14 protein-coding genes are annotated in these 16,532 nt (G+C 34.7%); 4 read left to right on the top strand and 10 right to left on the bottom strand.

The features are described from left to right. Nucleotides 1–205: 205 nt before the first annotated feature. From pgi to uvrC, 8 genes are all read right to left on the bottom strand, one after another. Entirely contained in the window at nt 206–1,858 is a 1,653-nt protein-coding gene (gene pgi / locus AC4PRO_RS03710; protein WP_492116363.1) for a glucose-6-phosphate isomerase, read from the bottom strand. A 209-nt stretch (nt 1,859–2,067) separates the two neighbouring features. After that, nucleotides 2,068–3,300: a peptidoglycan DD-metalloendopeptidase family protein gene (locus tag AC4PRO_RS03705; RefSeq protein WP_492116362.1), complete on the bottom strand. Its 1,233-nt coding sequence runs from the start codon at nt 3,298–3,300 to the stop codon at nt 2,068–2,070. A gap of 25 nt (nt 3,301–3,325) precedes the next feature. Then, on the bottom strand, nt 3,326–4,261 hold the full coding sequence (locus tag AC4PRO_RS03700; RefSeq protein WP_492116361.1) for a tryptophan 2,3-dioxygenase family protein: 936 nt from the start codon (nt 4,259–4,261) through the stop codon (nt 3,326–3,328). After that, nucleotides 4,261–5,031 (bottom strand): DUF3108 domain-containing protein, encoded by a 771-nt coding sequence (locus AC4PRO_RS03695; protein ID WP_074720617.1) that lies wholly within the window; start codon nt 5,029–5,031, stop codon nt 4,261–4,263. Before AC4PRO_RS03695 ends, AC4PRO_RS03700 begins: the two co-directional genes overlap by 1 nt. Before the next feature lie 290 nt (nt 5,032–5,321). Further along, nucleotides 5,322–6,482 (bottom strand): 4-hydroxyphenylpyruvate dioxygenase, encoded by a 1,161-nt coding sequence (hppD, locus tag AC4PRO_RS03690; protein ID WP_074721138.1) that lies wholly within the window; start codon nt 6,480–6,482, stop codon nt 5,322–5,324. A gap of 191 nt (nt 6,483–6,673) precedes the next feature. Continuing rightward, complete coding sequence (locus tag AC4PRO_RS03685) at nt 6,674–7,831, bottom strand: homogentisate 1,2-dioxygenase (protein ID WP_492116360.1); 1,158 nt, start codon at nt 7,829–7,831, stop codon at nt 6,674–6,676. A gap of 290 nt (nt 7,832–8,121) precedes the next feature. Next, nucleotides 8,122–10,323, bottom strand: a complete 2,202-nt coding sequence (locus AC4PRO_RS03680) for a patatin-like phospholipase family protein (RefSeq protein ID WP_492116359.1) — start codon at nt 10,321–10,323, stop codon at nt 8,122–8,124. Nucleotides 10,324–10,381: 58 nt separating this feature from the next. After that, on the bottom strand, nt 10,382–12,181 hold the full coding sequence (uvrC, locus tag AC4PRO_RS03675; protein ID WP_492116358.1) for an excinuclease ABC subunit UvrC: 1,800 nt from the start codon (nt 12,179–12,181) through the stop codon (nt 10,382–10,384). 138 nt (nt 12,182–12,319) lie between these two features. On the opposite strand from uvrC, the gene AC4PRO_RS03670 reads away from it, so the two are divergent. The 4 genes from AC4PRO_RS03670 to AC4PRO_RS03655 are packed head-to-tail and all read left to right on the top strand — an operon-like array spanning nt 12,320 to nt 15,379. After that, nucleotides 12,320–13,288, top strand: a complete 969-nt coding sequence (locus tag AC4PRO_RS03670; RefSeq protein ID WP_492116357.1) for a succinylglutamate desuccinylase/aspartoacylase family protein — start codon at nt 12,320–12,322, stop codon at nt 13,286–13,288. A gap of 56 nt (nt 13,289–13,344) precedes the next feature. Beyond that, nucleotides 13,345–14,607 (top strand): pyridoxal phosphate-dependent decarboxylase family protein, encoded by a 1,263-nt coding sequence (locus tag AC4PRO_RS03665; protein ID WP_492116356.1) that lies wholly within the window; start codon nt 13,345–13,347, stop codon nt 14,605–14,607. Next, the gene (locus AC4PRO_RS03660; protein ID WP_492116355.1) at nt 14,576–15,145 is read left to right on the top strand and encodes a 5-formyltetrahydrofolate cyclo-ligase; all 570 of its coding nucleotides are present in this window, start codon (nt 14,576–14,578) and stop codon (nt 15,143–15,145) included. The genes AC4PRO_RS03665 and AC4PRO_RS03660 overlap by 32 nt, the downstream gene beginning before the upstream one ends. A gap of 36 nt (nt 15,146–15,181) precedes the next feature. Continuing rightward, a complete protein-coding gene (locus AC4PRO_RS03655; protein ID WP_074720603.1) occupies nt 15,182–15,379 on the top strand; it encodes a hypothetical protein in 198 nt (65 codons plus the stop codon). A 53-nt stretch (nt 15,380–15,432) separates the two neighbouring features. Here the strand turns inward: AC4PRO_RS03655 and AC4PRO_RS03650 are convergent, their stop codons facing one another. Then, nucleotides 15,433–16,032 (bottom strand): lipoprotein signal peptidase, encoded by a 600-nt coding sequence (locus tag AC4PRO_RS03650; protein WP_074720601.1) that lies wholly within the window; start codon nt 16,030–16,032, stop codon nt 15,433–15,435. A 117-nt stretch (nt 16,033–16,149) separates the two neighbouring features. Continuing rightward, nucleotides 16,150–16,530, bottom strand: coding sequence for a TraR/DksA family transcriptional regulator (locus AC4PRO_RS03645; RefSeq protein WP_371537596.1), 381 nt, complete (start codon nt 16,528–16,530; stop codon nt 16,150–16,152). Nucleotides 16,531–16,532 lie beyond the last annotated feature (2 nt).

Below are 16,532 nucleotides of genomic sequence, written 5' to 3'. Positions count from 1 at the left end.
ATCTGCATAAAAAAGTCATGTTTTTAATGCTTTACGATTATAGTCAAACAAAACTGCAAGAACACCATCTAATTAACAGCTTCTAACTAGGACGTTACAAATAAAAAGCCCTTATTTTAAAAAAAACAAGGGCTTTAAATAATATCGGTTTCAATGAAAAACTCACAGAAACAACCCTCAGAATCGTTTCTTTAATCTCTCAATTCTATTTATTCTTCAAGTAATAATCCAATAGGAACGCAGTTGAACAGTCATGCTTTTTTATTTCTTTCGAATTAAGTTCGTCCAGAATGGAATTAGCTAATTGTTTTCCTAGCTCCACTCCCCATTGGTCAAAACTAAAAATATTCCAAATTACTCCTTGCACAAAGATTTTATGTTCGTATAGTGCAATCAACGACCCTAATGATTTAGGAGTTAATTTTTCTATTAAAATCGTATTCGTAGGCTTATTACCTGCAAAAACTTTAAAAGGCAATAAAAACTTTGCTCTCTCAGCATCAAGTCCTTGGGCATCAAATTCAGACTGTACCTTTTCTACTGTTTTTCCATGCATTAACGCTTCCGTTTGTGCAAAATAGTTAGACATCAGTTTATCATGATGATCTTGATCGCCATACAACGGCTTTACAAAACCAATAAAATCAGAAGGGATTAACTTCGTTCCCTGATGAATTAGTTGAAAAAAAGCATGTTGTGCATTAGTTCCTGGTTCTCCCCAAATAATAGTTCCTGTCTCATAATTAACGGGATTCCCATCTCTACCCACACTTTTACCATTACTTTCCATGGTACCCTGTTGTAAATAAGGAGCTAATTTTTGAAGGTATTGTGTATAAGGAATCAAAGCTTCGCTTTCAGCTCCAAAGAAATTATTATACCAGATGCTCAATAAAGCAAGAACAACTGGCATATTTTGATCAAAGTCGGCACTTTCAAAATGGTCGTCCATTTCATTTGCACCACTTAACAACTCATCAAAATTATCAAAACCTACCGCCAAACTGATGGTTAATCCCACGGCGCTCCATAATGAAAAACGCCCACCAACCCAATCCCACATAGGGAAAACATGGTCTGGATTTATTCCAAAGTCAGTCACTTTTTGAATATTGGTGGAAACAGCCACAAAATGTTTGGCTATATCCTCTTGCGTTGTTCCAAACTCTTGAGATAAAAACCATCTTTTTATCGTTTCAGAATTTGTTAATGTCTCTTGTGTAGTAAATGTTTTAGATACAACAACAAAAAGAATTGTTTCTGGATTTAGCTTTTTTATAATTTCATTTACATGATCTCCATCTATATTAGAAACAAAATGAACATTCAACTGATTTTTATAAAACTGCAATGCCTCAACTACCATTGCTGGGCCTAAATCAGAACCTCCAATACCAATATTTACAATATCAGTAAAAGGTTTTCCTGTATATCCCGTTCTTTCTCCTGCTATTATTTCATTCGAAAAAGCTTTAATCTTTCTTTTTACATCATAAATTTCGGGAACTACATTTTGTCCATTTACATTTATAACCGCAGATTCTTTTGCTCTTAAGGCAGTATGTAGTACTGCTCTGTTTTCGGTTTGATTAATGATCTCTCCTTCAAAATAATCTAAAATTGCCTTTTTTAAACCTACTTCATTAGCCAATTCCAATAAGAGGTCCATAGTATCTTGATTTATAATGTTTTTCGAGTAATCAAGTAGAAAATCATTCCATTTCAAGTTAAACTTTGCTGTTCGAGTATCGTCCATTTGAAACATCTCCTGCATGGTAGCGTTTTGCATTTCGCCAAAGTGACTTTGCAGTTTTTTCCAAGATTCTGTCTGTGTAGGGTTTATTGTGTCTAAAGCCATTTTTTTTAGTTCAAGTATTAATGCTGTTTTGACAAAAATACTGAAATTAGTTTTAATTGATTAGTGCTTTTAATTTATATCACAATTTAACAAAAATCAGAAAGATATCATTACGCTAACAAGAAGGGAGCACAATTATTTACAGTAAATAATTGTGCTCCCTAATAAATTAACCTTCTATAAACTAAATCAAAAAAAAACCTTTTGACCTATAAATTCCCAATACTGTCTAACTCAAATTTCAATGGTGCAATTATCTTTAAATAACGAGCTTTATTTGCACTATTCATCGGTTCTCCTCCTGGCAGCTTTAACTTTAGAGCATCAACTTGCTTTCCATTTTTCCAAAAACGATAACAAACATGTGGCCCTGTCGCTAAACCTGTACTTCCTACTCGACCAATGACATCTCCTTGATTTACATGTTGGCCACGTCGAACCAAAATTTTTGACATATGTAAGTATTGAGTAGAATATGTACCATTGTGTTTCACCTTTACATAGTTACCATTTCCTGCAGTATACCCTGTTCTTTCAACTGTCCCTGAGGCAGTAGTCGTAATTGGCGTTCCTGTTGGGGCAGCATAATCGGTTCCTTTATGTGCTTTCCATCTGTGTTGTACCGGATGATATCTATTCATTGAAAACCGTGACGTCAATCTGCTGAATTTAATGGGGGTTTTAAGAAAGAAATTCTTTAAGGTTTTTCCTTCCTCATCATAATATCCTACTTTCCCAGAGGCGCCATTTTGAGCGTAAGGGAACGCATAAATAATTTTGCCTTTGTATTCGAAAAAAGAAGCTTCTAGATTTTCTACACCATTGTAAACAGAATCATTTATAAACCTTTCTGTAAAAGTAAGCGCGAACCGGTCCCCTTTCTTCAATTTAAAAAAGTCAATAGACCATGAATATATTTTTGTGATTCTATTTGCTAGAGCAGCCTCTACTCCAGAATTTCCTAAAGTTTCAGACAATGACCCTTTTAATACTCCTCCTATAGTTCGTCTTCTGATTGTGATGGGTCTCGTTTTCTTGTAAGCCACCACCGTAGTATCCCTAAAATCAAACACATAATAACTCAAAGCATCCGGTTGATATACAAAAACCTGTAGTTTATTTGTTTTATCTTTTGACCTAAGCATCGTGTAAGCCCGGTTAGGTCTAATATAGCGAACATTAAAAGTATCTCTCACACTGTTTACAATATCAAATACTTTACGGTCACCGATGTTTTGTTTACTTATTATTGTACCAAAATTATCTCCACTTTTAATAGTATCCTGAACGACATTAAATTCAGAATAATTAAATCCAAAATCAGAATTCTCTGCTAGCGGTTTAACGGTTTTAACTTTAGTCTTTACTTCTAGTTTATTATTGGATTTATTGCAGGATAGTATTGATACTAATACTATAAAAATTATTACTACTTGCTTCAAACCGTATTTTCTTTTTTAATTCAACTTAAATTTCTACACCCCAGTTCGCCAATTCATCAGCGCTCCATAACTCTGGAAAAAATATCCTCCGCTGGTATTTGGGGTGCATGTATTTTTTCCAATCACTTCCTCCCGTTGCCTCTCCAGTACCTTTCCCACTTTGGTCAATGTATTTAATGGCCACATTCAAATGCTGCATAACCCAAGTAATATTGACAGTATGGTCAAAATGACGCATTGCTTGTATCAACTCAGGATTTTTCTGGTCACTATCTGGAAGTTGTTTGAACTTCTGCCAGATATTAATGGAGTTATACTCCTCCATGTGGTCCAAGAATGTTTTTTTATATTTTTTTTCAAATTCTTCTAACAGGTAGGACTTCTTACCGGTCGCATAGTCTTTACCCGCTGCTTGCCAATATAAATGTTCAAAAGCATGTTCATAAGGCGTATTTCGATCGATAGAACCTCTGTACCTATTGTCGATAAGATTAATCAAATCTGTAGAAGAAAATTCAATTAATCGATACTGAGCGCTTTGAAAACCACTCGCTGGAGTTAAAGTATTTCTAAACTTCATATATTGTTCTACTTCCATACCATTTTCCATAATACTGAAAGAAGTAGTAAGCATATCAAAATAACGACTGATTCTCATTAATCTTTCTGCGAAAAATTCAGTTTTAATATTTTGACAATAGGAAATTTGATTCATCTCCCAAAGAATCATCTTAAAGATCAATTCATTCACTTGATGATACATGATAAAAACCATTTCATCTGGAAGCGTTGTCCTTTGCGTTTGTATATTTAATAAGGCATCGGTCTGGATATAGTCCCAATAGGTAATGGGTTTAGACCAAAGCAATCCTTCTAAGTGCGTTTCTGTTTTTTGGTCGATGGATGCATATTTTTGCTCAATTTTGTTTAAAATAGCTTCTGCATTCTCACTAATGTTCATTATCTTTTTATTTTAAATGGATTGTTTAGTCCTTTAAATGCGTCTAAGTCTGCTTTTATGGATCCCACGGCTAAGTCTGCTTTTATTCGAATAGGCAATCTATTATTATCGTCTGAAATCCAGACCGTTAGGCTCTCTTGTTCTTTAAAAACACGACCTGATTGCACCATAGGTTTAAAGACCATGGATGACACCACGCCAAATTTAGTTGTAATATCTTCACGACCTGCAAATTTTAACTTAAATTTTGTGGTTTCATCATCAATAAACATATTGATGATAACCGACTCCCCAGGGTTGATTTTATCAATATTAGGGTAATTTCTTAAATAGTAGAACGCCGATAAAATGTCTTGAGTATTTTTTGGAGTAACAAAAGTTTTTTCGTTCCTATTTTTATAATCTTTTACCAAAACATTATTAGCTGATTGATTAAAAAACCCTTCTTGACTTTTAATGTATCCTCCTTCATTAATCTTCCTTACATACTGAAGCGGATTACCGGATTCCTTATCGATATAGCTTTCATACAAGTCGTCCACTTTAAAAAAAAAGCGGGACATCCCTGTTGTATAACCTTTACCAATAACATGGAACGTTTTCTTATTGTTTATCACTGCGTCCTTGACTTCTAGCGTTGCATATCCTGCATTTACAAAACCATAATGGATTCGGAATTTAAACCATTCACCCACATCGTAAGCATCTTCTTGAGGAGAATCGAAACTTACTGTTAATATCAATAATAAGAATAGTATAAATTTTTTCATAACGTACTTTGTCTGTTTATTGACTCCAGTTGCAAATTCTGTTCCAAATATATTAAAACAAAAAAACTCAGTCAAATAATGACTGAGTTTTTATGCTATTAACTAACCAAAAAACTATAAATTATGAAATTTATATCAATAAGGAAGGAAACCACCCCTTCCATTTTGCGAGTGCAAAGGTACGCAACAAAACTACATTTTTTATCAAAAAACAAAGTTTAACATATCATTCGCAAAATCTTATCTAATTTGATAGTTATTTTTTAACATAATGCAAAAAAAACGTGTTTTTACAGTGTTCCTCGCAATGCTTGCTCTCGCTCTATAGACTCAAATAAAGCTTTAAAGTTACCCGCTCCAAAACCTTTAGCACCCATTCTTTGAATAATTTCGAAAAATAAAGTCGGTCTATCTTGTACTGGTTTTGTAAAGATTTGCAATAAATACCCTTCTTCATCTGCATCTACCATAATGGCTAGCTTCTCTATTTCATTTAAATCCTCTTTCATCATTTTCATGTGGTCTCCCAATCGTTCTGGGATGGCCTGATAATACGTATGAGGAGGGGCAGATAAAAATTCTACACCTCTAGCCTTTAACTCACTCACCGTTTTAATGATATCATCAGTTGCGATAGCTATGTGCTGTATTCCTGGTCCACCATAAAAATCAAGGTATTCCTCGATTTGTGATTTTTTCTTTCCTTCTGCAGGTTCGTTAATTGGAAACTTAATACGTCCATTTCCATTAGACATTACCTTACTCATCAAGGCTGAGTATTCTGTATTAATTTGTTTGTCATCAAAAGAAAGGAAATTTACAAATCCCATTACCTCTTCGTAGAACTTGACCCAGGTATTCATTTCATTCCAACCAACATTCCCTACCATATGGTCAATGTATTTTAACCCGGTTGGTTCCGGATTATAATCTGATTTCCATTCTTTATATCCAGGTAAGAAAACACCTTTGTAATTTTTACGTTCCACAAAAATATGCACGGTTTCTCCGTAGGTATAAATCCCAGAACGCACCACTTCTCCATGCTCATCTTTTTCAACTGTAGGCTCCATAAAAGAACGAGCACCACGCTTCATTGTTTCTTCGTAAGCACTAGTTGCGTCTTCTACCCAAAGAGCTGCTACTTTCACTCCATCGCCATGTTTTCTCAAATGTTCATGTATAGGAGAATCCTGAGTTAAGGGTGTCGTAAGAACAATACGTATCTTATCTTGTTTCAACACATAAGAGGTTCTGTCTCTCACTCCTGTCTCTAAGCCTGCATAAGCTAATGACTGGTATCCAAAAGCCGTTTTATAATAATGTGCTGATTGTTTTGCGTTTCCTACATAGAATTCTACATAATCGGTCCCTAATAAAGGAAGGAAATCTTGTGCTCCTTCAAATATTTTCTCTAATCCGTATTCTACTGATTTTACTTCTTTTGCCATGATGTTTATTTTTTGTCTTTCGGTTTTTTTATGACCGAAAATGGTGTTTATTGTTCTTAAGCCTAGCCCTGATGGAAGCGACATCCTTTATGTTTTTTCTTTAAAAAAATAAAGATATAGCGCACAGCAGGAAATTGCTTCTAATTAAATTTAAAATATAGCAAGTGAGATTGCGTCGTTCCTCGCAATGACTATTCTACCCACGACTTGTAATACTCACCATCATCGATTCCCATTGCTTCTTCTGTTACCATAAGCGTTCTAAAAGTATCCACCATTACAGCCAACTCATGTGTTTCCTTATGACCAATGCTTCTTTCCATTGCTCCAGGTGCCGGGCCGTGTGGAATTCCTTTTGGGTGTAATGTAATATGTCCTTGCTCGATATTATTTCTACTCATAAAATCACCATCGACGTAATACAATACCTCATCGCTATCCACATTACTGTGATTATAAGGAGCAGGAATTGCTTTTGGATGGTAATCGTACAACCTTGGTACAAATGAACAGATCACAAAAGTGGATGTTTCAAATGTTTGGTGTACCGGTGGCGGTTGATGAACGCGTCCTGTTATTGGTTCGAAATTATGAATGCTGAATCCGTACGGAAAATTGTAGCCATCCCAACCCACTACGTCAAAAGGATGCGTGGCATAAACAACTTCATGCATCGTTCCTTCTTTTTTTATTTTGATAAGAAAGTCTCCTTTTTCATCGTGAGTTTCCAGTTCATTTGGCAAAATAAAATCGCGTTCACAAAATGGAGAGTGTTCTAGATGCTGACCTGATTCGTTCTTATAACGTTTTGGCGTATAAATTGGGGCAAAAGATTCGACATACAACAAACGATTTATTGATGTTTCAAAATCAATTTGATAGATAATCCCTCTGGGAATGATCAGGTAATCTCCGTACTCAAATGGTATATTTCCCATCATGGTGCGCAATTTCCCTTTCCCTTTGTGAATGAAAATCATTTCATCAGCATCGGCATTTTTATAAAAATACTCCCGCAATGATTTCTTGGGTGCTGCTAACCCTATCGTGCAATCTTTATTGACAAGCAACGCTTTACGACTATCTAAAAAATCATCTTCGGCTTTTAGATCAAATCCTTTTAACAATAAAGATTTAATGTTTTTACCAATGGCAATTTTAGGCTCGACAGAATAGGACTTAATAATTTCTTTTACTTGTGTAGGTCGGTGAACGTGATACAACAAGGCAGAATTTCCATGAAAACCCTCTGTTCCAAATAGTTGTTCGTAATAAAAACCGCCTTCAGGTTTTTCAAATTGCGTGTGTCTTTTTTGAGGGAAAGTCCCCAATTTATGATATAATGGCATGATTAATTAAAATTAGAAGATTAGAAAATGAAATAATTAGAAAACGAAACCTCTTTCCTAACTATAACGATAGTACAGATTTAGATAATGACACATTAAGACCATTTTCTCAATTAATAAAATCCAACGAGACAATTTAAATACATTATCTAATTCCTAATTGACCTCATTATCTAAAGTACTTCTTACTCAGGATTTCTCTTGATGAGGAATTGCAGATAATCTAATAAACCTAGCCATTTTGTTTTCATTGTAACAAATATCGGAATTTTTATTGATATACATTAAATTTAAAATAAAAATCCAATACTAAACCACGTGTATCCTTTTTTGGTTTCTGGAGACCAGCTGTGTTTAATTTCTACAGGACCGATGATGGTTTCCAAACCATATCCGAAAGCATAACCTGAATATTTAGGTAGCGAAACCCATCCAACAGATTCAAACATTCTATCTCCCAAGTTCGCGAAATTTGCAGAAAAATTCAAATGATTTTTTTTATAAAACTCATAGTCGATGGTCGCTGTCGACTTGATATAGCTATTCGCTGCTAAACTTAAAAAATCATAACCATAAAAATGCCTGAAATTATTGACTTGATTGTAGCCGTACCCTCCCAAAACAAAATTGAAAAAGGTAACACTTTCATTTCCAAATGAAAAACCGGCTTCTGTTTGAATTTTAACTGTAGCATTTCTAAAGATTTTTGTAGCAAATCCAAAATCAGTTTTTGCAATTGAAAACTGGTTAAACGTATTTGTATAGTCAGATGAAACTAAAAAAGATTGTATATCTCCAGAAAAATACCATCCTTTTTTAGGAAAAAACTTGTTATCAAAAGAATCGTAATTCAAATAACCAAAAAGACTTACATAACTACTTTTATCGATTATAGGATTGCTATTGGCCAATGTCCCAGAATTAATTTTTAGAAATTTATATTCTAAACCTCCTCCAATAAGAAATTTTTGAACAAATAAAGATTGAAAATAAACCTGATTTGTCACATCGGAAAAATCCACATTAATTGAATTGACACCCAAAGTTTCAAAGTCTAAATTACTTATTGCCCTGTTTATATTTTTATTGAATTGATTGAAATAAGATTTAAATCCAAAACTAAGATTGTACCCGTTTTCGATATAATAGCCAAAATTATATCTGAAGTTGTCCCCAAGTGCAATATCTAGCGATGCAACATCATTTTTAAACAATGTTTTTTTACGGGTTAAGTTAACCAAGATAGCACTCTTAAACAAACCGTCATAATGCAAGCCGAATTTTAAATAGGATTTTGTTTTATTTTCTTTCAACATAAGATTCAAATCGTCGTCTTGACGGTTTGGCTCCAGCGTATAATTAATGGCCCTGAAATTTTCTGTCGCATTAATATTATTCATCCCTGCTTCTAACTGCTTGTATGAAATTTTAGTTCTGGGTTTAAATCTTAATTTCCCAATCACATAGTCATTGGTATAATTATCTAATTCATCACAATTTATATTTGCTATTTGCAAACTATCTGTTGAAATTCTTAATTTGGGTTTTTGATACTTATTTAAATCCCCTACTAATGCTTCTATTTTTTCATACACTGCAAATGTGGCTTCCTCTCCTTTTATAATAATCTCTTTCCCTTTATCAAATGATATAACTCCATAATCCGTAATGTCGGGTTTAATATAAATATCCGTTTTAGTTATACTTTCCTTCATTTTTTCTATCGAATGAAGATTTGTAATTTGAACCAAAATTTTAGTAGCGTCTTTGAGCGAATTTCGGTCTCTTAAATCATCTTGCACGTCCACACCGATGATTATATCTGCACCCAATTTCCTTACTTCATCAATAGGGTAATTATTAGTCACTCCTCCATCTACGAGGAGCTTCCCATCTATTTCTACTGGAGAAAATAAGGACGGAAATGCGGAGCTGGCGATCATTGCCTGCGCCAGATTCCCTTTATTTAACAAAACTTCTTTCCCTGTTTCAATATCAGTAGCGATGCATAAAAACGGAATTGGCAAATTATTAAAGTCCCTTACATGCCTTACGTGCCTTGTTATCCTACTTAATAAATTAAAATTATACATTCCTTTCGAAAGTGCCTCTGGTATTCCTATTTTAAATTTATTAAATGGTAGCACAAGTGCGTACAATTCATCGTTTTTTTTCTCGTAAAAGTTTTTAGAAGATCTTGGAATGAAATCATTTATCAATTCATCAAAATTGGTTGCTTGAAATATTGAGTCAATTTGAGCTGCGGTATATCCTGAAGCATAGAGACCGCCAACAACCGAACCCATACTGGTACCGCCAATATAATCGATTTTTAACCCTGCTTCTTCCAGCACTTTCAAAACCCCTATATGCGCAAACCCTTTGGCCCCACCGCCACTTAAAACCAAGCCTACTTTTGGTCTGTTCTGCTCTTGTGAAAACAAGCTCAAACAACTAAATAAAACAAAAAGTAAAAGGAGTTGTTTTTTCATAAAAAGCATGGGTTTTTTAATGGTATTCCTGTTTATTTAATTAATATTTAGCTTAACGTCATTCCGTTACCATCTTGTAAAAGTCGACAATTTTTTTGGCTTTTGAAACACCTATAACGTCAGAAATTTCTTTTTCGGTTGCTAATTTCAATCTTTTAACACTTTTAAAATGCTGTATTAAAGACAACATGGTTTTTTCGCCAATTCCAGGAATGGATTCTATCGAAGAATTTAGTGCCGCTTTACTCCTTTGATCTCTATGATGGGTAATTCCAAATCGATGCGCTTCATTTCGCAATTGCTGAATTACTTTCAAGGTTTCTGATTTTTTATCTAAATATAAAGGAACTGAATCTCCTGGATAAAATAATTCCTCCAACCTCTTGGCTATACCAATTATTGCTATTTTTCCTCTCAACCCTAAATCATCAATGCTTTTTAGCGCCGCAGATAGTTGTCCTTTTCCCCCATCAATAATTATCAACTGTGGCAAAGACTGGTTTTCATCCAATAGCCTTTTATACCTACGATATACTACTTCGGTCATTGACGCAAAATCATCAGGCCCTACAACAGTTTTTATATTAAAATGACGATAGTCTTTCTTACTTGGTTTACCATCCTTAAAAACTACGCAAGCAGCAACTGGATTAGTCCCTTGAATATTGGAGTTATCAAAACATTCAATGTGTCTTGGTTCAAATGACAGTCGCAAATCTTTTTTCATCTGCGCCATAATTCTATTGGTATGCCTATCTGGATCTACAATTTGCAATTGTTTCAATTGTTCGATTCTGTAAAACTTCGCATTTCGAACAGAAAGATCCAAAATTTGTTTTTTATCTCCTAATTGCGGAACTGTTACTTTTAAATTTTCCCCCAAATCTACCGGAAACGGGACAATAACTTCCCGAGATAATAATTGGAAACGCTCTCGGAGTTCTATTATAGCCAATTCTAATAATTCCGCATCCGTTTCCTCTAGTTTTTTCTTGATTTCCATAGTATGCGAGCGAATGATCGAACCGTGTGAAATTTGTAAAAAATTCACATAAGCGGCACTTTCGTCAGAAACGATTGAAAAGACATCAATATTAGTAATCTTTGGATTTACGATAGTGGAGCGAGACTGATAATTCTCAAGCACTTCAATTTTCTCCTTTATCTTCTGCGCTTCTTCAAAATGCATATCTTGGGCTAATTCCATCATGACTCTTTTGAAGTCTTTCATGCTTTCTTTAAAATTTCCTTTCAGTATTTCTCGAATGGCATCCACCTGCTTTTGATAATTTTCTAAAGATTCATATCCCTCGCAAGGCCCTTTACAATTACCAATATGGTATTCGAGGCAAACCTTAAATTTGCCGCTTTCAATATTTGATTTGCTTAGATCATAGTTACACGTCCGTAGTGGATACAGTTCTTTTATTAACTCCAGGATTGTATTCACCGTCTTAAAACTCGTGTAAGGCCCAAAATATTCCGAACCATCCTTTACCATTCTTCTGGTGGCAAAAATTCGAGCAAAAGGTTCTTTTTTTATACACAACCACGGATAGCTTTTATCATCCCGAAGCAATACATTATATCGCGGTTGCAACGTTTTTATAAGATTATTTTCTAACAGTAGCGCATCTGTTTCTGTAGGAACCACGATGTGTTTTATGGTTACAATCTTTTTTACCAATACATTCGTTTTGGCAGTATCATGAATTTTATTGAAATAGGAAGAAACTCTTTTTTTTAGATTCTTGGCTTTCCCAACATACAAGATTTTTCCATCCTTATCATAATATTGATATACGCCGGGACCATCAGGTAAGGTTTGTATTTGAAGTGCTAGAGTTGGGTTTTGCATTATAATTTTATTTCACAAAGATACATCTTGATTCGGCGAGATGGATCTCATTCTTATTACTTTGGAGTTATTTATCTATTTAAGTCCAAATTTACGAATTACAAATAATAATCTCTAATTTTGATTTTTTAAAACATCATGAAAAACAGCAAACCCATAATCATTTTAGGAGAATCTATTTTGCCAGGCGAAAGCAAAACAATTGACATGGAAATTGCTAAACTGCACAACACCGGAGAACTTAAAATACCAATAATAGTTAGACGTTCTAAAATCGACGGCCCTGTTGTCCTTTTTTCAGCGGGAATTCACGGTGATGAAATTAATGGTGTTGAAATTGTACGTCAACTGATCACTAAGAAGATTAACAAACCAAAAATAGGGACTATTATTTGTATTCCCATAATTAACATGTTTGGCTTTCTTAACAAAAGCAGAAAATTTCCTGATGGCAGGGACTTAAATCGCGTTTTTCCAGGAAGCAAAAGCGGTTCTCTTGCCAGCCGTTTCGCGTATCACATGCTCACTGAAATTATGCCATTAGTTGATTACGCGGTAGATTTTCATGCAGGAGGTGCCAGCAGATTCAATGCCCCTCAAATTAGAATCGCCCCAAACAATCCTGAATTAAAAACTCTGGCCGATGTCTTCAACGCCCCGTTTACTTTATATTCTAAAAATATTGCTGGTTCTTTCAGAAACGCAGGACATAAATTAAATGTACAAATGCTGCTTTTTGAAGGCGGAAAATCCCTTGACATTGACGAATCCGTCTCAGATGCAGGCGTACAAGGTGTAAAACGGCTTTTGACTCATCTTGATATGTTAGATCCAAAACATAGTATTGAGGAACCCGAATCGCCAACTATTTATATTGAAAAATCGTCTTGGATACGAGCACAATGTTCTGGCTTGTTGCACGACAATGGCTGTATTGGTCGTTATGTCCAAAAAGGGACTCTTCTCGCTATCATTACGGATCCTTTTGGAGAGTTTGAACGAAAAGTGAACGCCCCTAATGATGGCTACATAATCAATGCAAACCTTTCTCCTATTGTTTATCAGGGTGACGCTGTTTACCACATCAGCAAGACTTTGAAAACCTAACAATTATCATATTTTTATTCATGTTGCCTCAGTAGTTTTGGGAAAAAATTACAAGCATGCAATTCTGGAAAAAATTATCGCAAATAGAAAGACAAGAACGCATTCAAAAAGCGTTAGATGAAAATGTGAATTTTGCAAAGGATACTTCCTTGGGATATCCTGCCTCTAAATTAGACGGAAAAGTATTCTATAGCGATGCGCCTTTCTTGAAGGACGCTCCTACATTACAGACTTATGTGGCTAACCCAAATCATATCGGCTGTCATACGCTTGGCACTTCAGAGAAAGCCTTCAAAGGAACTCAAGAAATGGAACGGGAAGTCCTAAATGTTCTTGCCGTAGATATTTTCAAAGCGCAACCCAATTCTTTTGACGGTTACATTGCACCTGGCGGAACGGAAGCAAACATTCAAGCCATCTGGATCTATCGCAATTTTTTTATGCACAAACAAAACGCAAAACTTTCTGAAATTGCCATCATAGCTTCAGAAGATACGCATTATTCGATTCCTAAAGCGGCCAATCTACTAGTGTTAGATTGGTTGAAAATTCCAGTCGATTTTAAAACACGACTTATTGATGTTTTTGCATTAGAAACCATCATTATCAATGCGAAAGGAAGAGGGAAGAAATATTTTATTATAGTTTCAAATATGGGAACCACCATGTTTGGCGCAGTTGACAACCCAGACGACTATACCCAAATTCTAGAAAAACATCAGCTAAAGTACAAACTGCATATTGATGCTGCTTACGGCGGATTCGTATATCCATTCAGCAATAAAAACAGCGTTATCAATTTTGATAATCCAAAAATCAGCTCCATTACTATTGATGCCCATAAAATGCTTCAGGCGCCTTATGGTACAGGAGTTTTTATTTGCAAAAAAGGATTGATTGAAAATGTGCTGACCAAAGAAGCCGAATATGTTGAAGGAATGGATCTAACTCTTTGCGGAAGCAGATCGGGAGCCAATGCCGTAGCAGTTTGGATGATATTATTCACCTATGGCCATTTTGGATGGTGCGAAAAAATTAGAATCTTGCAAATGCGAACGGAATGGTTATGCGAAAAACTGGATGAATTACAAGTTTCTTATTTTAGAGAACCGTATATGAATATCGTAACCATCCCTGCTCAATACATCACAAAAGCACTAGAAGAAAAATATGATTTAGTTCCTCAAAAACATGGCGATAATAATCAATGGTATAAAATTGTGATTATGGATCATGTTGAAGTAGATCATTTGAGTACTTTTATAGCAGATTTAAAAGAGACCATCCATGCAAAAAAAGGAATTACGCTCGAAGTATAAAGCCTTAAGAGGCCAACTTTCTGACAATGCGATAGAAACCATGAGTTTGCTTATTGCTAATCAGTTGCTTGCACTGCCTATTTGGGACAAGACCTACTTTCATGTTTTTCTACCCATTACAGAACAAAAAGAAGTAGATACAGAATTAATCCTGCACTTGCTTTCTGGAAAAGACAAAGAAATCATCATCTCTAAAGCTGATTTTAAAACTAGAAAGATGACTCATTTCCTTTTAACAGACAATACAAAAATTAAGAAAAACGAGTATCATATTCCGGAGCCTATTGCCGGAATCGAAGTTCCTTCGAATAAAATTGAAGTTGTTTTTATACCGTTATTGGCATACGACAAACAAGGGCATCGCGTGGGTTATGGAAAAGGTTTTTATGATCGGTTTTTAGGGGAGTGCAGTCCAGAAACTATTAAGATTGGACTTTCGTTTTTTGAGGCTGAAGAGTCGATTAAGGACACTCATGAAGACGACATCCGGATGGACTATTGTATCAATCCAAAAAACAGCTATAAGTTTAAATTATAATACCTAATTTCGCAGCCTAAAAAATATTTTAAATCTATGAAAGTTATTAAAGCTTCAAAATTTGCCGTGACCCTTCTGGTTATTCTCTTCACTGTATCATTATCAAGTTGCAGTTTTAGAACAACAACACACCGCTCTAATTACAAAGCAAAAAGGATTCCACCAGGACATGCCAAAAAAATCCATGGTGATAAAAGCGCAAAATATTATGCACCGGGGCACAATAAAAGATAAAAAAAAACCAATTCAGCATTTGAATTGGTTTTTTTTTATCTGAGCTTTTAAATCTAACTCTTATGAAAAGCTTTTTTATTGAAAAATATTAAGATCCCCACACCTGTCGAAATAGCCATATCAGCCACATTGAAGATGGCATTGAAGAAAGTAAAATCTTTCCCGCCCCACAGAGGTAACCAATTAGGCAAGGTTCCATGCCAAAATGGAAAATAAAACATATCGACTACTTTACCGTGAAAATAAGTACCATAAGGCTGTTCTGAAAACAACGTAGCCAATTGAGAATGACTATCGTCAAAAATTACACCATAAAAAACGGAGTCAATTATGTTCCCAAAAGCTCCTGCAAGTATTAGTGCGATAGCTACAACCAAGTAGTTTGAACTGTGTTTCTTTTCAATTGAATCCCACAACCAATACCCTATTCCACCAACAGCAACTAGTCTAAATAATGTTAAAATTAATTTCCCGTAAGCCCCAGGGATTTCAGTACCCCATGCCATTCCTTCATTTTCAATGAATAGAATTTTGAACCATCTAAAAACTTCCACTTCTTCCCCTAATACAAAATTAGTTTTGACATATATTTTCGAAACTTGATCAACGATTAATATAATGAAGATAAGTAGATACGCTTTTCGTAATGACATTTTATAAATTTTAAGTGGCGCAAAAGTAGTTAAATTCTAAAAATTAAATTCCAAATCCCAATAATTTTATAAGTTATTATTGGAATTTGGAATTTTACTATTAAAATTTGGAATTTCTTATCGTTGCGAGTTTTTGGCTTCTATACTCATAGTTGCATGAGGAACAATTTTTAGTCGCTCTTTACTAATTAGCTTACCAGTAACTCTACATATTCCATATGTTTTATTCTCTACACGGAACAATGCGTTTTTTAAATCCCGAATAAACTTCTCCTGACGGATCGCTAATTGTGAGTTTGCCTCTTTAGACATAGATTCGCTACCTTCTTCAAATGCTTTAAATGTAGGCGATGTGTCATCAGTTCCATTATTCAAATCATTCATGTAAGCACTCTTTATCAAATCTAAATCAAACTGTGCTTTTTGAATTTTATTTAGAATTATCTCTTTGAACTCTGCCAAATCAGCGTCAGAATATCTTGTTGGTGCCTCTACCATAA

This window comes from Flavobacterium sp. DW-iso2, assembly GCF_058725285.1.
Note: the sequence above shows the minus strand (reverse complement) of the source record. Positions and strands in the feature narration are given on the sequence as shown.